Annotated in this window: 17 protein-coding genes and 3 tRNA genes; 7 read left to right on the top strand and 13 right to left on the bottom strand. The window is 45.5% G+C overall.

The features are described from left to right. Positions 1-117: 117 nt before the first annotated feature. Together OH456_RS21225 and OH456_RS21230 are read right to left on the bottom strand one after the other, a co-directional pair. Positions 118-1,992 (bottom strand): MFS transporter, encoded by a 1,875-nt coding sequence (locus OH456_RS21225; RefSeq protein WP_038229821.1) that lies wholly within the window; start codon positions 1,990-1,992, stop codon positions 118-120. Between the two features lie 15 nt (positions 1,993-2,007). Next, entirely contained in the window at positions 2,008-2,598 is a 591-nt protein-coding gene (locus OH456_RS21230; RefSeq protein WP_006075270.1) for a TetR/AcrR family transcriptional regulator, read from the bottom strand. 263 nt (positions 2,599-2,861) lie between these two features. Between OH456_RS21230 and OH456_RS21235 the strand changes: the two genes are divergently transcribed. The 3 genes from OH456_RS21235 (at position 2,862) to OH456_RS21245 (ending at position 5,627) form a co-directional block, all read left to right on the top strand. Next, entirely contained in the window at positions 2,862-3,746 is an 885-nt protein-coding gene (locus OH456_RS21235) for a Tim44 domain-containing protein (protein WP_006075271.1), read from the top strand. Positions 3,747-3,859: 113 nt separating this feature from the next. Then, positions 3,860-5,032, top strand: coding sequence for a BamA/TamA family outer membrane protein (locus OH456_RS21240; protein ID WP_270034206.1), 1,173 nt, complete (start codon positions 3,860-3,862; stop codon positions 5,030-5,032). Positions 5,033-5,114: 82 nt separating this feature from the next. Continuing rightward, entirely contained in the window at positions 5,115-5,627 is a 513-nt protein-coding gene (locus OH456_RS21245) for a GNAT family N-acetyltransferase (RefSeq protein WP_270034207.1), read from the top strand. A 101-nt stretch (positions 5,628-5,728) separates the two neighbouring features. On the opposite strand, the gene OH456_RS21250 is transcribed toward OH456_RS21245, so the two are convergent. The 3 genes from OH456_RS21250 to OH456_RS21260 all read right to left on the bottom strand — a co-directional run bounded on the left by OH456_RS21250 (position 5,729) and on the right by OH456_RS21260 (position 6,145). Beyond that, positions 5,729-5,813 (bottom strand) — tRNA-Tyr (locus tag OH456_RS21250). Positions 5,814-5,894: 81 nt separating this feature from the next. Then, positions 5,895-5,979: transfer RNA gene (locus tag OH456_RS21255), tRNA-Tyr, on the bottom strand. 81 nt (positions 5,980-6,060) lie between these two features. Beyond that, positions 6,061-6,145 (bottom strand) — tRNA-Tyr (locus OH456_RS21260). A gap of 321 nt (positions 6,146-6,466) precedes the next feature. Between OH456_RS21260 and OH456_RS21265 the strand changes: the two genes are divergently transcribed. From OH456_RS21265 to OH456_RS21280, 4 genes are all read left to right on the top strand, one after another. After that, positions 6,467-7,552, top strand: coding sequence for an efflux RND transporter periplasmic adaptor subunit (locus OH456_RS21265; RefSeq protein WP_081875878.1), 1,086 nt, complete (start codon positions 6,467-6,469; stop codon positions 7,550-7,552). Continuing rightward, complete coding sequence (gene vexH / locus OH456_RS21270) at positions 7,552-10,680, top strand: vibriobactin export RND transporter permease subunit VexH (protein ID WP_063605797.1); 3,129 nt, start codon at positions 7,552-7,554, stop codon at positions 10,678-10,680. Before OH456_RS21265 ends, vexH begins: the two co-directional genes overlap by 1 nt. A 124-nt stretch (positions 10,681-10,804) precedes the next feature. Next, positions 10,805-11,125: a DUF1244 domain-containing protein gene (locus OH456_RS21275; RefSeq protein ID WP_270034208.1), complete on the top strand. Its 321-nt coding sequence runs from the start codon at positions 10,805-10,807 to the stop codon at positions 11,123-11,125. 210 nt (positions 11,126-11,335) lie between these two features. Next, the gene (locus OH456_RS21280) at positions 11,336-12,430 is read left to right on the top strand and encodes a methyl-accepting chemotaxis protein (protein WP_171392694.1); all 1,095 of its coding nucleotides are present in this window, start codon (positions 11,336-11,338) and stop codon (positions 12,428-12,430) included. 30 nt (positions 12,431-12,460) lie between these two features. On the opposite strand, the gene OH456_RS21285 is transcribed toward OH456_RS21280, so the two are convergent. The 8 genes from OH456_RS21285 to gabT all read right to left on the bottom strand — a co-directional run bounded on the left by OH456_RS21285 (position 12,461) and on the right by gabT (position 22,526). Next, entirely contained in the window at positions 12,461-13,306 is an 846-nt protein-coding gene (locus tag OH456_RS21285) for a carbon-nitrogen hydrolase family protein (RefSeq protein WP_038229829.1), read from the bottom strand. Further along, a complete protein-coding gene (locus OH456_RS21290; protein WP_236111905.1) occupies positions 13,303-14,298 on the bottom strand; it encodes an ABC transporter ATP-binding protein in 996 nt (331 codons plus the stop codon). The genes OH456_RS21285 and OH456_RS21290 overlap by 4 nt, the downstream gene beginning before the upstream one ends. 20 nt (positions 14,299-14,318) lie before the next feature. Continuing rightward, on the bottom strand, positions 14,319-15,302 hold the full coding sequence (locus OH456_RS21295; protein WP_270034210.1) for an ABC transporter ATP-binding protein: 984 nt from the start codon (positions 15,300-15,302) through the stop codon (positions 14,319-14,321). 1 nt (position 15,303) lies between these two features. Beyond that, the gene (locus tag OH456_RS21300; RefSeq protein WP_081875879.1) at positions 15,304-16,224 is read right to left on the bottom strand and encodes an ABC transporter permease; all 921 of its coding nucleotides are present in this window, start codon (positions 16,222-16,224) and stop codon (positions 15,304-15,306) included. Between the two features lies 1 nt (position 16,225). Then, entirely contained in the window at positions 16,226-17,245 is a 1,020-nt protein-coding gene (locus OH456_RS21305) for an ABC transporter permease (protein ID WP_270034212.1), read from the bottom strand. 81 nt (positions 17,246-17,326) lie between these two features. Next, entirely contained in the window at positions 17,327-18,862 is a 1,536-nt protein-coding gene (locus OH456_RS21310; RefSeq protein WP_063605788.1) for an ABC transporter substrate-binding protein, read from the bottom strand. A 396-nt stretch (positions 18,863-19,258) separates the two neighbouring features. After that, on the bottom strand, positions 19,259-21,052 hold the full coding sequence (gene pdxR, locus OH456_RS21315; RefSeq protein WP_270034213.1) for a MocR-like pyridoxine biosynthesis transcription factor PdxR: 1,794 nt from the start codon (positions 21,050-21,052) through the stop codon (positions 19,259-19,261). A 184-nt stretch (positions 21,053-21,236) separates the two neighbouring features. Continuing rightward, positions 21,237-22,526: a 4-aminobutyrate--2-oxoglutarate transaminase gene (gene gabT / locus OH456_RS21320; RefSeq protein ID WP_270034214.1), complete on the bottom strand. Its 1,290-nt coding sequence runs from the start codon at positions 22,524-22,526 to the stop codon at positions 21,237-21,239. Between the last annotated feature and the right edge of the window lie 6 nt (positions 22,527-22,532).

Raw genomic sequence — 22,532 nt, forward strand, 5'->3', positions numbered from 1 at the left:
TGAATTTCGCTAGATCAACAAAACCTAAAATTTCTTAACGAGCGTTCAGTAAAACTAAACGCTCGTTGTTTTGATATGAACAACATCGAAATAAACGAACAAAATCGCTTATGGCGATCAGCGATAATCACCACGAAGTGTTGCGACTTTTTCGAACATCGCGGCACTTGATGCTTCTTCAGGAGCTACCGGTGCTCCCGCTTCTAATTCCAGCTTAGCTCTAAAGCGAGTTGGGAGCCCTTTACACGCGCGGCCTTTATGTCGACTAAAATAGCTGCCCCATAATCCCTTTAACGCCATTGGGATGACAGGTACAGGAGAGCGGCGCAGGACAATATCAATACCACGCATAAATTCATTCATCTCACCATCTGAGGTTAGACGTCCTTCAGGGAAAATGCAGACAATCTCCCCTTCAGCTAAAGCGTGTTCGATATCGTTAAACGCTCTTCGAATGGATCCTTTGCGAGAGGAGGAGATAGGTATGACTCCAGCACGTCGTAAAAAGCGACGAACGGGTTTGTAGTTCGCGTAGTCTTCTTCCATGACAAAACGTATGAGTCTTGGGCTTGCCGCACTCATCACCAACGCATCCATATAGCTCACATGATTGCAGACAATCAAGGCGCCACCTTTTTCTGGTAGGTGATGCAGATTTTTATGGGTGATACGGTACATGATGGTAGTGAGTACCCAAATAAGGAAACGAACCACGAAGATAGGAGCTTGCAAAAATAGGTAAGTCGCCATCATAAAGTTCATCAGAGCTAGCACAAGGAACAGTTCGACAATAGTGAGTTCCAGCACTGACAGTCCTACGATACCTAAAACTGCACTTCCAACCATAAATAGCGAGTTATAGATATTGAGGGCAGCAATCACTCGGGCACGTTCAGTTTCTTTAGCCTGTTGTTGCATCAGCGCGTACAAAGGGACGATAAACAATCCACCGGACATGCCGAGTAACAATAAATAGCCAAAAACAGGCCATAAGCTAGAGTGGGAAATAAACTCGCTGAATGACGTAAACTGAGGCAGCTCTGATGGAACTGCAAAAGCCATAAGCGCGCCAAAAATGGTAATGCCAATGCTGCCTATTGGCACGATGCCGACATCAATGCGATTCTTAGACATCTTATCGCACAACATAGATCCGAGAGCGATGCCTACAGAAAAAAGTGCAAGTAGGAATGAAACGGCCGCTTCATTACCCATCAAATGTATTTTGGTGAAATTCGGAAACTGCGTTAGGTAAGCTGCGCCCAAGAACCAGAACCAACTAATGGCCATGATACATTGGAATACTACGCGGTCTTGGTGAGCAATTTTAAGTGTTTCTTTAGTTTGCTTTACGGGTTGCCAGCGAAATTTTAGTTCCGGTGCAGCCGCAGGCGCTTCTGGAATAGAGCGGCTTGAAATGTAGCCCGCCAAGGCAAACAAAACTACACATCCAGCAGCGACGTATTTCGCGCTTTCAGCTGAAGCTATAATGCCGGCCCCTAAGGTTCCCAATAGGATGGCAAGGAAGGTGCCAGTTTCAACCAATGCATTGCCGGACAAAAGTTCGTTCGGTTTCAGTTGCTGTGGCAGAAGAGCGTACTTCACTGGACCAAAAAACGCAGACTGTGTGCCCATTAAGAACAGCAATAATAATAAAATGCCATAGCTTTCAGTAATAAAGCCAATTGCGCCGAGACACATAATTGCGATCTCAGCCAGCTTTACTTTTCTGATGAACCATGACTTTTCGTATTTGTCGGCAAGTACACCTGCTGAGGCAGAAAACAGAAAGAACGGCAAAATGAATAGACCGGCCGCTAAGTTAATAAACAGGTTACTAGAGATTGGCAGAACCTGTGGTCCTGCAAATGCGACAAACAACAATAAAACGTTTTTAAAAATATTGTCGTTAAACGCGCCAAAGAACTGAGTCACAAAGTAGGGCAGAAAGCGCCTTTGAGATAACAGAGACGCAGATTTCGTATGTGGCATTACCTTTCCTTTTGATTACCAGCTTTGTAAATACTTTGAGATTAGATCTTTGATTAGCTCATCGCCATCGACGGGCTCTGAAGCAAAGAATTTGTCGTCAACACTTAGCAGTGTGATGCCATGAACGCCAGCCCATAGCACGCGACTGGCACGAAGGACTTCTGAGTGAGACTTTTCCGGTTTATAGACTGAAAGCAAGCTCTCCAGCATGCCTGTCATCCCATCGATACGTTGTGATTGCCATTCCGGGAGCGTATCACCGTTCATGTTGTGTTCGAAAATTAATTGCCAACGATACGGGTATTTCTTGGCAAACTCGTGATAACAGCTCGCGAGAGCATATAAGGCTTCTTCGACATTATCAGCTTCATCCACAACCGCTTTTGCTTCCTGTGACAGCTCATCTAGAGTGCGAGCGACAGCGTGCAGTAGTAGCAGATTATAACTGCCAAATACATTCACTAGTGTGCTGGGAACATAACCAATCAGAGTGGCAATCTTCCGAAGGCTAAGCGTGTGATAAGAGTTTTCGCTAAGGTAGTCTTTTACCGTCGTGAGCGTAAGCTCAACAAGCTCTTCCCTGGTATGATCGTTTCTGCGGGCCATGGTTGCGGATCGTTAATTGAACACGGTTCGTTATTTTAGAGGTGTCATGATTAAGCGTCAACTAATGAAGCCTTGTATTGCAGGCTTTGCGCATAGTTTTGAATGCGGTTCTATCTAGCTCGTAACATACGTGCAATATTCTGAAACATGTCGAGGCATCAGAGTGTTTCCTTTAATGCTAAGCTCAGTATATTATGCTTGATGGGTCGTAGTTCATGTATAGTGGTTTCGGCTTAACGTAACAATATAACTAAAGGTCTAGAATGAAACGTTTATTTTCTTTCGTCGCTCTGCTTGTTCTTGCAGTAGCGGTGAATCCGGTAGCTGAAGCGAAGAAGTTCGGTGGCGGTAAATCATTCGGTAAGAGCTTTAAAACAGCTCCAGCTCCGAAACAACAGCAACAGAATACAAATAACATCAGCAGACAGGATCAAAACAAAGCTGGTAGCAGCAAAAAGGGCTTGATGGGCGGTCTTCTAGGCGGTCTATTGGCTGGTGGTTTGTTAGCGGCGTTCTTTGGTGGTGCATTTGAAGGCATCAACTTCATGGACATCCTAATCTTTGGCCTAATTGCATTCGTAATCTTCAAGTTTATGCGAGGGATGCTTGGTGCCAAGCAAGGCAGCATGAATCAGCAGCGACAGCAGCCGGCGTTTGGTGGCAACACGCGTAACCAGTTTGAACAGCAACCAAACTTCCAAAACTTCGAGCAGCCGCAAAACGGTGGCGCAGCGACAGGTGGCTTTGGTGCAGCTGGTCACAGCGATGTTCCACATAACTACCCACCGGGTTTCGATCAAGCGGCATTCCTAAATGGTGCTCGTGAACACTATCGAATCCTGCAAGGTGCTTGGAACCATAACGAACTTCATACCATTGAAGAGTATGTATCGCCAAGCCTACTTCAAGATCTTATGGCTGAGCGTGCAAAACTAGAAGGCGAGCAGCATACTGATGTTATGTATGTGGATGCTGAAATTGTTCGTGCAGACTTTGATGCTAACAAAGCGCAGCTGAGCTTGCAGTTCTCGGGTCGCTATCGTGATGCGGTAGAAAACGTCGAAGAAGATATCGAAGATATTTGGCACTTAGAGCGCGATCTTACTGTACCTAACGCGCCATGGCTGATCGTCGGTATTCAAGGTTAATTTACCTAAAAATTATGCCAAAAACCGCAGTCTGACCACTGCGGTTTTTTTATATTTTGCTGCTGTTTTATTCTATAATTCGGCCTCTCTTTTCTGATACATATAAATTATCCATGCACCAGACATTTTCTAGATTCGCACTTGTGCTTTGCGCTTCTTTGGTGACCACGATTTCATTGCATGCTGAAGAATCAGTGGTGCCTTTATTTGAGGCGACACCTAATCCAACAACAGACACTCTGGATGATGTGTTGAGTATATTTGGTGCAGAGCAAGAGTATGACGCTCAGCAAGGGCTTAACTCGAGCTATATTCCAGCCGTGTTCTATACCCCAGAGCAAGGCTTAGGGCTTGGTCTTTTGTATGTTGGCCTTTATGGTGAACTTTCAGAGGGGGCGGGACAACCTTCGTCTATGGTTATCAACCCATATGCTTCTAGTAACGGATCAATGGGTATTACGTTCAGTAACAAGCACTTCTACAATTCGGGTAACGACCGTATATTCACTGACATAAAAGTGTTTGATGATGCCGCCGTCTACTACGGTCGCGGCTACGAGAACGGTCAACAAGACGATAATAAGGTCAACTTTAAAGAGCAAGTCATTGATATCAAACCTACGTGGCTTACGAGAGTGAAAGGCGATTATTTCTTAGGTCTCGGTGGTAACATCAAATCGGTGCGCCCTCATGACAAGGAATTTGATAATCAGTCAGCGGACTACCTTGCTGATGAGCTAACCGATAACACCAGCTACGGTGTGTTTTTATCTAATGTTTATGACACACGTGATAATGTCACCAATGCCTCTAAGGGAACGCTACTGCAAGCGGATATCGGTTATTACCATGATGCAACCAACTCTGCAGATTTTGGTAAATATTCACTGAAAGCTTCACAGTACCATTCACTGGCACCTGTGCCAGGATTACTGGCTTGGCAAGTACAAGCGAACTTAACTTCCGGGAATGTGCCATGGAATCAACTGCCCGATCTTGGTGGTGCTGATGCTATGCGTGGTTACATACTTGGTCGCTACCGTGACAACCAGATGATGATGGGACAAGTAGAGTACCGCTTGCCAGTGTATTGGCGAGTAGGTGTCGTGTTTTGGGGTGCAGCTGGCACCGTTGCCGATGACGTTTCAGGACTTTGGGACAATACACTTGCGAGTGCTGGTACGGGTTTGCGCTTAAAGATCAAAGACAAGGTTAATGTGCGTGCTGATATCGGTTACGGTGAACATGGTGGTACCTTCTATTTCCATGTTAACGAAGTCTTCTAAACAGAATTTTTGCGTTGGTTATGTGCATTAGGGTTATGCATTTAGCGAGCGCAATCAAAAATATTAAGGGTTGATAGCTTATATGGACATATCCATATCGCTTGTTGAGCTGGAAGATTGTCACGCTTTGTTATTGTTTGAACGGCAGAACAAAGCGTGGTTTGAGCTGCATATTCCTCCAAGGGATGACGGATTCTACAGTCAACAAGGTGTGGAAGAACATATTCGTGAACTGGTACTGTTTCATAGAGCGAAACTTTGCTACCCAATGCTCATTCGTAATAACGAAGGAGAGATTTGCGGTCGAATTAATCTCAATGTCTCTGAAGCCGACATGAGTTATGCGGAGGTGGGTTATCGAATCGGCGAGGCCTATACGGGAAAAGGTGTCGCTAGTTTTGCGTTGTCATTGCTCTTAGATTACGCAAAAAAAACTGCCGGTCTGAAAACCCTCAAAGCGCACGCATTAACGTCGAACTTGGCCTCACAAAAAGTGCTTGAGAATAATCAGTTCAAGCGCATAGAAAAGATCAAAGACTTTGCGGTACTTCATGAGATCCGCTCAGATGCATATTTATATCAGCGTGAGATTTAGAGTCTAAACTAAACTCGAAAATAGCTTGGCAGGTAGTGGTGTCAGCAATACAAAGTGGTAATAACAAAAAAGCCGACTCAGTGAGTCGGCTTTCGTTTGTATGGTGGGGGGGGACGGATTCGAACCATCGAAGGCAGTGCCGTCAGATTTACAGTCTGATCCCTTTGGCCACTCGGGAACCCCCCCAGGGTTTTTATACTTGTTTCACCGTTTTCCCAACGCAGTGCTTCAAGTTTGTCTAACTGTTGATAACAACTAAACAGAATATGGTGGGGGGGGACGGATTCGAACCATCGAAGGCAGTGCCGTCAGATTTACAGTCTGATCCCTTTGGCCACTCGGGAACCCCCCCAGGGTTTTTATACTTGTTTCGCCGTTTTCCCAACGCAGCGCTTCAAGTTTGTTTAACTGTCAATAACAACTAAACAGAATATGGTGGGGGGGGACGGATTCGAACCATCGAAGGCAGTGCCGTCAGATTTACAGTCTGATCCCTTTGGCCACTCGGGAACCCCCCCAGGAGTTTTTATACTTGTTTGATGTTTTCCCAACACATCACTCAAGTGCGGAGCGCATCATAACAAACTGCGCATAGCTGTAAACCCTTTTTTGAGGATTTTGAATTGAATGGTGCCTTTTTGGACAAAGACGCTTAAAAAGCGTGTTTTTAGTCATTATTTATTAACCAGCGCGGTGTTACATTGATTGTACGTGGATGGTTTCTAAATAGATGAGCATCAAATGTAAATAATCTCTTTAGATTACATTTACACTTCTTGACGTTACTCCTCGTATTACTCGCTACACTATCTGTAGTTTTTACACTGAAGACAAACACGATGAAAAACAAAACAATAATCGGTTTGCTGGCACTGTCTATTCTTAGTGCTTCACCAGCAACCTTCGCCAAAAGGAACGTTGGCTCCAAGGCTATCTCAGTAGTGACTGAACCTGTTGCCATCCATCAAGTTTCTCAATCTCTCTCATTAGTTGGCAAATTAGAAGCGGATCAGTCAGTTATTATCGCCTCGGAAGTCAACGGTATCGTCGATGAAATCAAAGTCACCGCTAACCAAAAGGTTGAAAAAGGTCAGCCTTTGGTCTTACTTAATGACGATAAAGCGCGAGCTGCTGTCGCTGAAGCAAAGGCTTATACCCGTGATCAAAAGCGCATCCTTGCTGAATTTGAGCGTCTAGTAGACCGCAACGCAATTACTAAAACCGAAATTGATGCTCAGAAAGCTGCGGTAGAAATTGGTAATGCACGATTAGACGCGGCTAATGCTAACCTTAACGATCTTTATATCGAAGCTCCCTTCACAGGCACAGTGGGCTTAATTGACTTTAGCCGAGGAAAACTGGTCAGTGTGGGTACTGAACTGCTGACTTTAGATGACCTCTCGACGATGCAACTCGACCTCCAAGTTCCTGAACACTACTTACCTATGCTTGAAAAAGGTATGGATGTGACCGCCAGAACATCAGCATGGGGTACACGTATTTTCACAGGTAAAGTGGTTGCAATCGATACCCGAGTGAATCAGGAAACCCTCAACCTTCGAGTTCGAATTCATTTTGAAAATGATGAAAATCGCCTAAAACCAGGCATGCTTGCACAAGCTAGAATGGAATTTCCTCCAATCGAAGCACCTATTATTCCAGTTCAGGCTTTGGAATACTCGGGAACTAAGCGTTTTGTTTACGTCGTTGATGAAAATAACAAGGCACATCGCACGGAAGTATTCTTAGGTGCGCGCGTTGGTAACCAAGTGGTGATTGAAAAGGGTTTAGAAATCGGCCAGCGTATTGTGGTTCAAGGTATCGTAAATATGCGTGATGGTGCCTCGGTTCAAGAAGTGAAATCCGAACCGACAGCAGGTCGCACCGGTGACAAGCCAGCGGGCAATGACAAGGAAGCGAGCTAATGTTGTTATCTGATGTTTCTGTTAAACGTCCGGTAGCGGCAATCGTATTGAGCTTGCTGCTCTGCGTGTTCGGTATTGTTTCCTTTAGTAAACTCGCCGTTCGTGAAATGCCGGACATTGAAAACCCAGTTGTTTCTATCTCTACTCGTTATGAAGGGGCATCGGCTACCATCATTGAGAGTCAGATCACCTCTGTGATTGAAGACCAACTTTCTGGTATCAGTGGTATTGATGAAATAGAGTCGACCACGCGAAACAGCATGTCACGTATTACAGTGACATTTGAACTCGGCTATGACTTGAATACCGGTGTTAGTGACATTCGTGATGCGGTAGCCCGTGCGCAGCGCGCTCTTCCAGATGAGGCGGATGATCCTCTGGTGTTTAAGAACAATGGTAGTGGTGAAGCGTCGCTGTACATCAACCTTAGCTCTTCAGAGATGGACCGCACTCAGCTTACTGATTATGTGAACCGTGTTTTGGTCGACCGTTTCAGTCTTATCTCTGGCGTGAGCTCGGTGGATATTTCAGGTGGCCTATATCAGGTGATGTACATTAAGCTCAAGCCTGCTTATATGGCTGGTCGCGGTGTGACAACGTCAGATATTACCTCGTCACTACGCAGCGAAAACATCGAAAGCCCAGGCGGCGAAGTTCGAAATGATGCCACTGTGATGTCAGTGCGTACCGCACGCGCTTACAACACACCTGTCGATTTTGAGTATCTGGTAGTTAAGCGCGCTAGTGATAATACACCTATCTACCTAAAAGATGTCGCTGATGTTTATGTGGGCGCAGAAAACGAAAACTCGACCTTTAAGAGTGATGGCGTCGTCAACGTTAGTATGGGGATTGTGCCGCAATCTGACGCAAACCCGCTACAAGTCGCTGACTTAGTTCATAAAGAAGTTGAGCGCATGCAGCAGTTCCTTCCACAAGGGACAAGACTGGCGATTGACTACGATTCTACCGTTTTTATCGATCGCTCGATTTCAGAAGTGTATAACACACTGTTTATTACCGGCGGTTTGGTTATCCTCGTGCTTTACATCTTTATTGGCCAAGCTCGAGCTACTTTGATTCCTGCCGTGACGGTTCCAGTGTCGCTGATCTCGTCTTTTATCGCGGCATATTTCTTTGGCTTCTCTATCAACTTAATTACCTTAATGGCATTGATCCTTTCAATCGGTCTGGTGGTCGATGATGCCATTGTGGTAGTCGAAAACATTTTCCACCATATCGAACGAGGGGAGTCACCTCTGTTAGCGGCCTATAAAGGGACGCGTGAGGTAGGGTTTGCCGTTATTGCTACTACACTGGTTTTGGTGATGGTGTTCCTGCCTATCTCATTTATGGATGGCATGATCGGGTTGCTGTTTACTGAGTTTTCGGTATTACTGGCGATGTCGGTGATCTTTTCCTCATTGATAGCATTGACGCTAACGCCGGTGTTGGGAAGCACTATTCTAAAAGCCAATGTTAAACCGAATCGCTTTACTCAGTTTGTCGACAAGGGGTTTAGAAAGCTTGAGCGCGGCTACAAAGCGGCTTTGGTTAAAGCCCTTAAATTGAGATGGATGGCACCAATTATCATAGTGGCTTGTATTGGCGGTAGTTTCCAATTGATGCAACAAGTCCCAGCCCAATTAACACCGTCAGAAGACCGTGGCGTTATTTTTGCCTTCGTTCGCGGTGCCGATGCAACCAGTTATAACCGTATGGCTGCAAATATGGACATCGTTGAGAAACGTCTTATGCCGCTATTAGGGCAAGGTTTCTTGAAGTCGTTTAGTATTCAATCGCCTGCCTTTGGCGGTAATGCGGGTGACCAAACGGGCTTTGTTATCATGATCTTAGAGGATTGGAATGATCGTGATATCACGGCACAAGAATCTCTCAATGTGGTGAGAAAGTCTTTGGCAGGTATTGCCGATGTCCGTGTCTTCCCGTTTATGCCAGGCTTCCGAGGTGGGTCGAGCGAACCTGTGCAGTTTGTTATTGGTGGTTCGGATTATCATGAGCTACAAACATGGGCGGATAAACTAGAGTTGGCAGCGGAACAGTCTCCGTTTATGGAAGGGGCAAGTACCGACTATTCTGAGAAAACGCCTGAACTTGTTGTGACGATTGACCGTGAGCGTGCCGCAGAATTAGGCATTAGTGTGTCTGATATCTCGGATACGTTAGAGATCATGCTTGGTGGTAAAAGTGAAACCACCTATGTAGAACGCGGCGAAGAGTATGACGTGTATCTGCGCGGTGATGAGAATAACTTTAATAACGCCAATGATTTAAGTCAGATCTATATGCGAACTAAGTCCGGCGAGTTGGTTACTCTAGATGCGGTGACTTCCATCGAAGAAGTGGCATCATCAATTCGTTTGTCACACTACAACAAGCAGAAATCGATCACCATTAAGGCCAACTTATCGGATGGTTACACATTAGGTGAAGCGCTCGATTTCATGGACCAACAAGCTGTGGAAATGCTCCCTGGTGATATCTCGGTAAGCTATGCGGGTGAATCGAAAGACTTCAAAGAAAACCAATCCAGTATCTTAGTCGTGTTTGGTTTGGCTCTGCTGGTGGCTTATCTCGTACTAGCCGCTCAGTTTGAAAGCTTCGTAAACCCTCTCGTGGTAATGTTTACCGTACCTATGGGTGTTTTTGGTGGCTTCTTAGGCCTGGTAATCATGCAGCAAGGACTGAATATCTACAGCCAGATCGGCATGATCATGTTGATCGGTATGGTGACCAAGAACGGCATCCTGATTGTAGAGTTTGCCAACCAGTTACGTGATAAAGGCGTTGAGTTTGAAAAAGCCATTATCGATGCTTCAGCACGACGTTTACGACCCATCATGATGACGGCATTTACCACGCTCGCAGGGGCAATTCCGCTGATTCTGTCTACTGGAGCAGGCTATGAAAGTAGAGTCGCAGTGGGTACGGTAATCTTCTTTGGTATGGCTTTCGCTACCTTAGTGACCTTGTTTGTAATCCCAGCGATGTATCGACTTATCTCTGCTAAGACCAAAGCGCCAGGGCATGTTGAAGCTGAGCTCAATAAAGCGCTGAGTCACGACGTCAAAGCGCGAACCAGCCATGGCGAGTTAACCGACAGCTAAAACCACAGATTAAATTAAAATCACGGTTTCAATTAGTCTCATAAAATGCTCAGTTTCGACTGGGCATTTTTTTGTTTGTTGGTTAGGATTGTTGAGTACAAAAACAATCAATAAGGAAAGTAAAGTGGCTGAATTTAAATACAAAGATCTTCCTCAAGAGCAGCAAGATAAACTGGATGCGGCGGTATTTCGTAAGCTGTTGACTCACCTTGATGAAAACAAAGATGTGCAGAACATCGATCTTATGATTCTTGCAGGATTCTGCCGTAACTGTTTTAGCAAGTGGTATAAAGCAGAAGCTGAAAATCAAGGATTGGCGCTGGACATCGATGATGCCCGAGAGCGTGTTTACGGTATGACTTATGATGAGTGGAAAACCAACCACCAACCTAAAGCGACACCTGAACAGTTGGCCGCGTTTGAAGCGCGTCAAAACAAGAAATAGTCATTAGATTCTCTTCCTTTTGAGGAAGAGAATCACTTTTTTGTGATAGCAATTTAAGTCGATAAATCGCCGCAAGACGCTCACCCGTCCATACCCTAATCGGGGTATACCCACTGCCACTAATCACAACTTACTCTTTAGTCCATTTCTATTTAGCACCTCAATGCTAACGTTAATAAAGAATAACAAGAACCGCAGTGGTCATGATTTATGTTTGCATCCAAAAAACAGTTACTAAACACTCAGCAGCAGTTGCAACAGCAAAAACAACAGACGGACACTTTCGCTTGCCAGATTGAGCAATTGCAGCAAGAGTTGGCGCTTCGTGAGCAAACTATCGAGCGGCTGGAGCAGCAGTTGTCTTCGCAGAAAACCCGTTCGCGTCGATTCTTAAATAGCGTGACGACGCAACTGATCTCCACCACCGCCAATATTGAACAGGCCAATAACCAACTTATCGCTCAAAGTGATCAGTTGCAGGCTAATCTTGGCGTGTTTGAAAGCACACAGCAGCAGTTGCATGCTATGTATCAGTCGTTGGATGAAGTCTCTCAGTCAGCGGCAACGAGCAAAGAAACCGTCGCAGCTCTTCAGGTACTTACCAGCGATATCACTCAGTTTATTAGTATTATCCACCAGATATCCGAGCAAACGAATTTACTGGCGTTAAATGCTGCCATTGAAGCGGCACGCGCTGGCGAGCATGGACGTGGTTTTGCGGTAGTGGCGGATGAAGTACGTTCATTGGCGGGTAGAGCCAATGAAGCCGCCAGTGAAATTTCCGGATTGGTTGAACGCATTGAAGGTAGCACGAATCGAGCGGGAGACAATATTGAATTGGTCTCAAGCCAAGTCGCGGAAGCGTCACGAGGTGCGGCAGAGATAGTGCAAGATACCCAGTCTATTTTGTCTCTCTCATCTGATACGGTAGATGTGATTTACAAAAGCACAGTAGATATTTACGCTTCAAGCGCAATCGCACAATACACCAATATGTGGACGACTGCCCATTCTAAACTCATCGGCGCCGAATACGAACATTCGCTATTAGAGCTCAAAGAGCACGAAACCATCTTCGGCCAAATAGTCGCTCATCATGATGAAACCCGTCAACTAGCAAGTGTTGGCGGGCCTTTAGAATACTTTAGCGACAAAGCTAGGTATTACCATGACTGTCTGCAAAGAGTAGCGAATAATGCGACTGATGCAGAGCTTATCACTCAACTTGATGATGGGTATCAAGACCTTGTTCATTATATTTCGCTGGCACAGGACAAGGTGAAGTCAGACTATCAGCGTGGCTGAAGCAAAGGGGACGGTGAGTCCCCTTCAGATCTATATATTAGCGGGAGGAAGTTTAAGCTCGCCTAAGGTATTGAGATAAACCGAAGGCTCTTGATACTGAGGAAACGCAATTGGGTGGTCTCTAAAACTCTTAAGTGGTTGCCCTAGGCCTAAGGTTCCTCTTTCTCTCACACGTTTTACTCGACCTACATCAAGTTCAATAGGAATGACTTGTTCGGTTTCTCCTGCTTGATAAAGCACATCGCCTTCCGGACCTACGACGATTGATTGCCCATTCCCCAGCGGCCCACAACCATTGATATCCACCATAAAACACTGGTTGGTGATGGCATTGGCTCGTGCAATACAGCATTCAATCTCACGGTCTATCGTGCCCGTCATCGTTGGGTGAATGATAACCTCAGCCCCCATACAGGCTAGCGCACGAATAGTTTCTGGAATCCACATATCATAGCAAATGGAAACGCCAAACCGTCCAACATTAGGGATGTCAAAGGTCACGAACTGGTCGCCATTTTCAACCTGTTGCTCGTATGGGAGAAAAGGGTACATTTTTTGGTAACGAGCGATAACTTGTCCCTCGGGACTAATAACCAACAAGGTGTTGCTGGTACCATTGTCATCTTGAGTGTAATAGGAACCAGAAACCAGCCAGATATTCTGTTCTTGAGCCAGCTTGATTAGTCGCTGCTCGGTTTCGCCTCCGATAGGCTCGGCATATTTGAGTGATGCGCCGTAAATAGCAAGCTCACTAAAAACCACCATATCGACCCAAGGGAATCGCTGGCAAGTGGCACGAGTCTTCTGTTCCAACGTTGCTAAGTTATCGCCCATTGGAAGGCTTAATTGCAGCCCCGCAATTGAAAAATGGCTCATATTGTCACCTTATCTTGTTGGTTTGCTGCAAAGTGCTGGTGTTCATTCAATAAAGGGTAAAAGCAAGCGCTCTCATGGGGTCTTTCTTGCTCTATGCGAGGAAAGGCTTTTTGGCACTTCTCGCTCAACCTTTGACAGCGGCTTTGGAATGCACACCCATGTGGACGGTTCAACGCACTTGGTACTTCTCCCGATAAGGCTTGCAATCGATCACGTTGGGTAGGATCTAGTGACGGGATAGAGTTAAGCAAGGCTTGTGTGTACGGGTGTTGAGTGTGATGAAACACATCACCGACGGGACCTGCTTCGACAATTTCACCTAAATACATCACCAATACCCTGTCAGCGATTCGTTCGACCAATCCTAAATCATGAGTAATGAACAAATAGCTCAGACCACGTTCCTGCTTAAGTTGATTAAGTAGATTAACAATGGTGGCTTGAACAGAGACATCCAGCGCTGCCGTCGGCTCATCTAAAATAATTAATTTGGGGTCGAGCATTAAAGCGCGTGCAATCCCTATTCGTTGACGCTGCCCGCCGGAAAGCTCATGAGGCATGCGGTTTAACATGTTCTCATTAAGTCCCACTGTAGTGAGCATTTCGAGGACCTTATCCAACCGTTCTAGTTTGCTCAGCTTTGTGTGAGTGAGCAGCGGCTCTTCCAATAGCTTTTGAACTGAAAGTCTAGGGTTGAGTGTAGAGTAGGGGTTTTGAAATACGATGCTGTACTCTTTTCGAAGCTGTTTGAGCTGTCGACCTTTGAGTACGCTGATATCTTGACCGCAAAAGTGGATATGACCGCAATCAGCGTCAATAAGCTTGAGTATGGTCATCGCTATGGAGCTTTTCCCGCAACCAGACTCTCCGACCAAGGCCACGCACTCGCCTGGTTGAATGTCGAAGTTGATGTGCTGAAACGCTTGTAATGTTTGTTGCCCAACAGAGTAGGACTTCGCAAGGTCTGTGACCCTCAATAATGGTTTTACCATGATGATTCCTCCTCAATTAATCAAGCAATTTGCTTCTGCTGTTTTGGGGGGTGATGATGAAAGCACAGAACCTGATGCGCGTTATATTGTTTGGCTTCTGGCGCAGCGCTTAGACACAGATCTGTGGCAGCATGGCAACGGGAGGCAAAAGCACAACCTTGAGGTTTTGTTCTCATGTCAGGCACAGAACCGGGTATGGCGTACAATTCATGGGTTAAACCAATCGCCGGGACAGAATTAAGTAGTCCTTTGGTATAGGGATGCATGGGGTGATTGAACAGTGAGTCGATAGGACCTTGTTCAACAATGGTTCCGGCGTACATTACCGCCACGCGATCACATAGCGATGCCACGACGGATAGGTCATGAGTAATAAACAATATGCTGATGTTCTGTTTTTCGGCTAGTTCGCGCAGTAGCAAAATGATCTGTGCTTGAATGGTGACATCAAGCGCTGTTGTTGGTTCATCTGCGATAAGGACTTTGGGCTCACAGCTTAACGCGATGGCGATCATAATTCGCTGTAATTGGCCACCAGAAAACTGATGTGGATATTTCTTTACCGCTTGTTCTGGCTCTGGAAGGTGAACCATGTCCAGCAACCGTATTGCTTCGAGCTTGGCTCGTTTGCGACTGATTTTGCGGTGGGCAAGAATAATATCAGCCATTTGTTGTTCGATGGTGAAGTAGGGGTTTAGAGCCGTCATCGGGTTTTGGAATATCATCGCAATATCGTCACCACGAACGCGTGCCCACTCTTGTGCAGAAAGCGACTCAAGGGGTTGACCTTCAAGACAAATCGAACCATTAAGAATGGCGTTATCTGGTAGCAGTCCGAGACAGGCGGTTGAAGTGAGGGATTTTCCGCACCCAGATTCGCCTACCAAACCAAGGATCTCGCCACGGTTGAGTTCAAAACTGCATCCATTAACAGCATGGATAGTTGAGGAGAAGTTCTCAAATTGAATGCTAAGGTTGCGTACGGACAATAGAGAATCGGTCATACTAATCTCTCCCTTTGAATTTTGGGTCAAGTGCGTCTCGTAAACCATCACCTAATAAGTTGGCAGCTAAGACCGTGACAAAAATAGCGCAGCCCGGGAATACGGCGGTCCACCAGTATTCAAGGAACAAAGATTGTGCATTGCCTATCATTAATCCCCACTCAATGGTTGGAGGGACAGCGCCCAGACCTAAGAAACTTAATGCCGCTGCCCATAGAATTACGTACCCAAAATCCATAGAAACTTGAATCAATAGCGGGGTCATGGCATTAGGAAGGAGGTGCTTAAACATGATCGTTAAATGACCGACGCCAGCCGCTTGAGCAGATAACACATATTGCTCATTACGCACGCTAATTACCGCTGCACGCAGTATCCTTGAGTACCACGGGAACCATGATAGGGCGATGGCAAACATCACATTCAATAGCCCTGGACCAAGTATCGCTATCATACAGATAGGTAAGAGCATGGGAGGAAAGGCGAGAAACACATCGGAGATTCGCATTAAGCAGCCATCGACTTTGCCACCAACATAGCCTGCGACCAGACCAATGGGTAAGCCAATAACAAGCGCTAATATCACCGTAATAATACCGACCGATAGAGAGGTTCGGGCGCCATAAAGAATTTGGGAGAAGATGTCTCTTCCTAAGTTATCCGTGCCAAACCAATGGAGCGCGTTAGGCGATTGCAGCTTGTGGGCAAAGTTCATTTTTGCAGGGTCATAAGGCGCTAGCCAAGGTGCAAAGACCGCCATGACAATCAGAGAAATAAAAATGAACGCGCCAATGTAAAGTAGTGGGTTGTTTTTAGCGTTGTACCAGAACTTACGAACGCGAGTTTGCCACAGATGCTGTGCGACAGGCTCTGAATTTGCGGTTAACGCAATACTTGCAACGTGTGCGGATGATTTACTCATATTACACCTCAGGAGACAGTCTTGGGTCGACGGTGAAGTACAGTAGGTCGATGATGAAATTCACCAGTAAATAACTCGATGACAGGATCAAGGTGACACCCATAACAGCAGGAAAGTCGTTAGTGATGACAGATTCGACAACGTAGCGACCTATACCGGGCCAATCAAAGATGGACTCTACAATCACACTGTTGCCCAGCATAAATCCATAGGTCAGGCCAATAACAGTCAACAACGGGACGAGTGTTGCTTTTAACGCATAGAAGAAATAAATCTTGGAGTGACTTAATCCAAACGCATGACCAGTGCGAATGTAATCTTGGCTCAACACCTCCACCATTAAGTTGCGTGTAGTTCGAACAAAAATGGCAAACGTGGCGAGGCTAAGGGTGAGCACGGGCAAGGCTAAATGCTGGACTGCACTTTTAAAGGCAACCCAATCCCCAGCCAGTAAAGTATCTACCGTGAATAGTCCTGTAACTGCAGTAAACTGCGCATCAATGAGAATATGAGAATCAATTCTTCCTTGCAGCGGAAACCAGTTTAATACGCCATAAAACAGCATTTGTAGCAAGATGGCGAGAAAGAAGGATGGAATCGCGATTCCAACAATAGACACGCCACGCGCCATTTGGTCGACTGGCGTTTTATTTCGAATCGCTGCCCATACACCAAGTGGGATACCAGTACATAATGAAATACCAATAGCAATGGTGACCAGTTCAATGGTCGCCATCATATGCTTAATAATTTCGGATTTAACCTCTTGGCCGGTACGTAAGCTCTTGCCGAAATCGCCTGTTGCGGCTTGGGAAATATAGGACACAAATTGGTGCAATAATGGTTTATCCAGCCCTAACTCTTGTTTGGCGATAGCGATTTGTTCCGCTGTGGGTTTGGCTCCAAGCATCATTTCCACTGGAGATGAAGGTAGCACTCTGGTTAAAAAGAAAGTAATAACCAAAATGCCGACCATGATGCCAACCAGCGTTAACGAGCGTCTAAAAATGTAATTTCTCATAACTACTTACCACTATGTCTTCAATGACGTTGAGAAAGAAGTACCGTGCTCGGTACTTCTTTCTGAGCTCCTGCTCGCTGATTATTTTGAGAGTTGATAGAAGAACGTGGCCGCGTAAGCTGGGTTTGGCGTGACGCCTTCAATCTCTTTGTGGTGAATGATGCGGCCTTTCAAGTCGGCGTAGAAGATAGCGACGGCATCATCAATGAGCACTTGTTGTGCCTGCTGGTAATAGCTAGAAGCCTGAGCTTTATTCGTTGGCTCGGCGGCTACACCCTTGTCCACAAGAGAGTCGTAGTTGGCGTTAGAATAGTGAGACAAGTTAAACGACGGTGATTCTTCGGTTTTGAACAGACCAATCAACCAATCTGAAGGTGTCGCGTAAGTTGGCCACCATGTCATAGACTGAAGGTTCGGTGCGGTTTTTAGATTCTTCGCATCGTTCCAGATCTTACCCCAAGGGCCCGGCTTTAGATTCAGCGTCACACCAATCTGGCGTAGATTCTCTTGATACATTAGCAAGGCATTTTTATAGGCTTCTGAAGAGTTGATATAGGCAGCATCCAGAACCCAGTCTTTTTTCGGAATGCCAGATTGTTCCAATAATGCTTTGGCTTGCTTAAGGTCGAAGGCTGGGCTTTCCTGACCTTCGATAGCACCCCACATGGTACCGGGAACAATACCACTAGGAATGGTTGCTCCTCCTGCGTAGATGTAATCAACCACAGATTGATAGTCCCAAGCATGAAGTAATGCTTTACGGAACTCTAGGTTATCCGTTGGGTATTTTTGAGTATTGATTAAGAACTGTGAGTTCTTCCATGAGGGAGTGTCAATTACTTTAACATCTGGATGCTTTGCGAGTGATTCCACTAGGTCAGCAGAAGGTAAGCTGATAAAGTCGGCATCACCTGCTTTGATCATCTGTACTTGCGTCGCTGGGTTTGAAACGTATTTTAGCACCACACGATCGAGTTGCTCGTCTTGCCAACCACCCCAATACTGCTCGTTCTGCTCTAGAATGACTTGTTGACCCTTTTCCCACTGAGTCACTTGGTAAGGACCAGTTCCGGCTGCATTACCTTGATTAAACCATTCTGTGCCTTTGTCTGCTGCAGCGGGTGAGTAAATATAAGCGCCATACTGTGACGAAGCGATAAGATCGATAGGCGATGGTTTCTCTGTTTTGATTACTAAGGTATTGGCATCGGGTGTGGAAATCTCCATTTTAGGCCAAATATAGTAAGCCCCTTTTTTCATAGAAACCGTACGTTCGATAGAAGATTTGGCTGCTTGAGAATTAAAGGGTGTCCCGTCGTGAAACTGCACGCCTTTTCTCAGTTGGAACGTCCAAGTTAAACCGTCATCACTTACGTTCCAGCTTTTTGCTAGTGCTGGGCTGAAGGTTTCTTTTGAACCCGGAGGGTTATACCAGACCAATGGTTCGTAAACGTTGCTAAGCATGATGACTTCGGTAGAAAAGGCAATGGCAGGATCCCAATCTTTTATATCGGTATATGTAGCAAATGTTGCGGTGTTTAGCGCAGAGGCATGAGTAAAGCCAGTAGCGAGCGTCAGTAGCGCAACAGCAGTCAATTTATGTTTGCGTAGTAACATAATGCTTCCTTGTAATTATTTGACCAGAGTAAGGCCTTGTTTATTTACTTCCTGTTCAAGACATTTAAAAAATAGCGCTCAGGTTAACTATCGAGTAGTACCAGTTGTCGTTATCGTTGGATCCAGTTTTGTTAATAAATATGTTCAACGAATTGGCTTATATAAAACAGAATTATCTTGGTGAGTTACACTCGCTGTTTTGTTATTTTTGTAGTTACTTATGCTGAATTATGTGAAATATCGGTTGATATTCTTGGTTTTAAGTTCTAGGTAGCGATATATATAAGATACTGAGCGGTAAAATAATTTGCTATAGAATGTTGGGTAAGACCTTTCTTTAATAGATATGAAATTCAGTTAACAAATATGTGACATTTATCTCAGCGATCATTTTACTCAATGGGATGGTATTGATGCTTTTGGTAATAGAGTCCCTTTCGATACCAAAAGACCATTTTCGTCAAACCGATACAAGGTATTGTTATGGCGAATCAACTTCTGTCTTCGTACGTCGGAAAATTGCCATTTCTTCCACTGAATGCACAAGGTGTCTTCTTCTAACCACCAATACCCCTCATCCTCATCATTTGGGCGGTTGGACATACCGTGCATTCGACCATCTTGCTGGAAAGTCACTTTATAAGGAATGTTAAAGCAGTCAGTCGTGCAGATGATGTAATCATCGACCACCTCCCTGACTTCATCAGCCTTAAGTCGTTGTCCTTTTACTGTTTCTAAGGAGTCATCGGGCATAATGTGTTGAGCAAGCAGCGCTAGGCGTTTTATGCCTTCCCTAATATCGCTTTCGTCGATGGAGTTGAAACTCAGCCGAATACCATTTCTCTTGGCGTTAGCAAAATAGTACTTCTCTCCAGAATTGATCAAAATCCCGTGTTGCTGCGCCACGTTAGCCAACCGGTTTGCGTCAAAACCGGGTTTGTAGTCGATCCAGAATGCGGTACCAGATAATGCTGAGGCTACCCCTGATTGCGGAAAGTAGAAATTAAGCGCCTTTTCCATGGTAAGCCATTTACTGCGATAGCGAGTCAGCAGTCGATGTATTAATGAATCGTAGTAGCCTAATTTAAGAAACAGAGCTAGGGTCTGACAGTTGTTTTTAGGCGGGCAAGTATGGTTGCGCTGTTGAAGCCGTTTAGCCAGCTCAATGAACTGAGGTGCGGCGACGATAAAGCCAAGTCGCAGACCTGGAGCGATAGTAGAAGAAAAGCTTGAGAGGTAAATAATACGCTCACTATGAATTTCGCCTTTTAGTGCTGGAATGTCTTCATCAATAAAGTTGGTTTCATGCTCAAAGTCGTCTTCGATCACCAGAAAGTCGTGTTCCTCAGCAGCTTGAAGCAGAGCTTGTCTTCTGTGTTTTGACATTCGCACTGTGGTAGGGAACTGATTGCTCGGGGTGACATAAACCAAATCGCATGAGTGCAATGACTCATTAATTACTGCTCCCTGTTCGTCGATATCAATTGGGACGATGCGATCTGTTTTTGCACTTAGTTGATTTACTGCTTCTGGGTATCCCGGATTTTCGATACCAACCGTTGTACTTTGGTCGGTCAACAAGCGGCTAATCAAGTTTAAACTGTGCTGAGTTCCCATGGTAACCATTATTTGATTATGCTGTGCAAAGATTCCTCGTCGAGGCAGGACACGAGTGCGAATTTGCTCAATCAGTTCATCGTAGTTCTCAAACTCGGAAGTCCAGCGTTTGCTGTTGATTTTGTTCAACGATTGAATGGCGCATTTACGCCATTCAGCCACGGGAAAGGTGGTCTCATCGACCATTCCATGAATAAAGCGATAAGGATACTCACTCAGCTCTTGAGGAGAGGGCGGTGAATCGAGAGTGGTGAGCTTGACGTATTTGTTCCATGGCAGTGTCTGCTGTTGGTCGCGTGTAGTAAGAGGCTTAGGCTTAATATTTAGTTCGGGGTTTATGTAGTAACCCCTACGCTCTCGCGAAACAAAAAAGCCCTCAGCATTAAGCTGTTCATACACTCGAAGGACGGTGTTGCGAGATACTTTGAGGCTGGTGGCCAGCTTTCGAGAAGAGGTGATAGGCACTGATCTATCCAGAAAGCCGCTGGTGATCGCATGCGTAATACCGGTTTTGATTTGGTCTTGCAGTGACAGGGATAAATTGGGGTCGATTTGAATGTACTTCTCTAACACTGCTTACCTCAACGATTGATTATCTTATCAACAGCATTGGTTAACAAAATGTTATTTTCCGAGACCAAGATCGCGCGTTGTATTGGAATCTGATTCACAACTGTAAATACGTGACTCAGATTCCAAATGTAGATTTAATTCATATGGTTAGTTGGTTGTTGTTTTGTGAATAAATGCAGTAAAACTACAGCGTCAAGTTTTGATTAGTGATTTTTGTAAGGCATTTGTAAACCGTTGTGAGTCCTTTTTCAATGTCGTCCCTTTCAATGGTCAGGGGCGGTAGAAAACGGATGACATTACTTTTAACTCCACAAGATAAAATGATCACTCCTTGCTGTACACAAGCCGTCACTAATTGCTTAGTAATGTGTGCAAGTGGCTCTCCAGTTCTCGGATTGTCGAGCTCTATCGCAATCATGGCGCCGACTTGCCGCACTTCGCTAATACAAGGCAACTCCCTGCGCATGGCGTTGAGTTTGTCACTAAACTGTTGTCCGATTTCAACCGCGCGATGACACAATTGTTCCTGCTCTATGATGTCTAAAACACTGAGAGCAGCAGTGCTAGCTAATGGAGATCCCGCGTAGGTACCACCTAAGCCACCGGGCATAGCGCTGTCCATGATTTCGGCTTTGCCAACGACTGCTGAGATAGGGAAACCGCCCGCGATGCCTTTAGCCATAGTCGTGATATCCGGTACCAAGTCAGTGTGACTGGACGCAAACATCGCCCCTGTACGAGCGAAGCCGGTTTGGATCTCATCGCATATGAGTACGATACCGTGTCGGTCACACAAGACTCGTATTGCATCCGTCCAAGCTTTTGGTGCGGCGTAAAATCCACCTTCTCCCTGAATGGGTTCGAAAATAATAGCCGCGACACGTGAAGGCTCGATATCAGTAGTCAGTAAGTCATTGAGCGCCTCGAGGCTTTGCTCAACGGTAACGCCATGAAGTGTGTTGGGAAACGGTGCATGGTAGATGTCGTTAGGAAATGGTCCAAAACCAGCTTTGTAAGGGGTCACTTTTCCTGTCAGCCCCATACACATATTGGTTCTGCCATGGAAGCCGCCTTTAAAAGCAATGACTCCGCTGCGTTTAGTGTGGGCGCGAGCAACCTTAATTGCATTTTCAACCGCCTCTGCACCAGTGGTTAAGAACACCGCTTTTTTATCGAAATCTCCAGGGGCTAATTGGGTGAGCTTTTCAGCCAATGTGACAAAACTAGTGTAGGGCGTCACCATAGCGCAGGTGTGGCTGAATTGTTGTAGCTGTTCAGTGACGGCAGCTACAATTTTTGGATGTGAGTGACCTGTATTAGTTACTGCTATGCCAGAAGCAAAATCTATGTACTGGTTGCCTTCAATATCCGTTAACGTGGCGTTCTTGGCTCGCTCAATATAGACAGAGGCAAGGTTACCCATACCCTGTGCAATAACGGCGTCTTTTCTTTTTTGCCAGTCTAAATTGCTCATATTCTT

Origin of the sequence: Vibrio sp. La 4.2.2 (assembly GCF_027586995.1) — a bacterium.
In the GTDB taxonomy this organism is placed as follows: Bacteria; Pseudomonadota; Gammaproteobacteria; order Enterobacterales; family Vibrionaceae; genus Vibrio; species Vibrio mediterranei.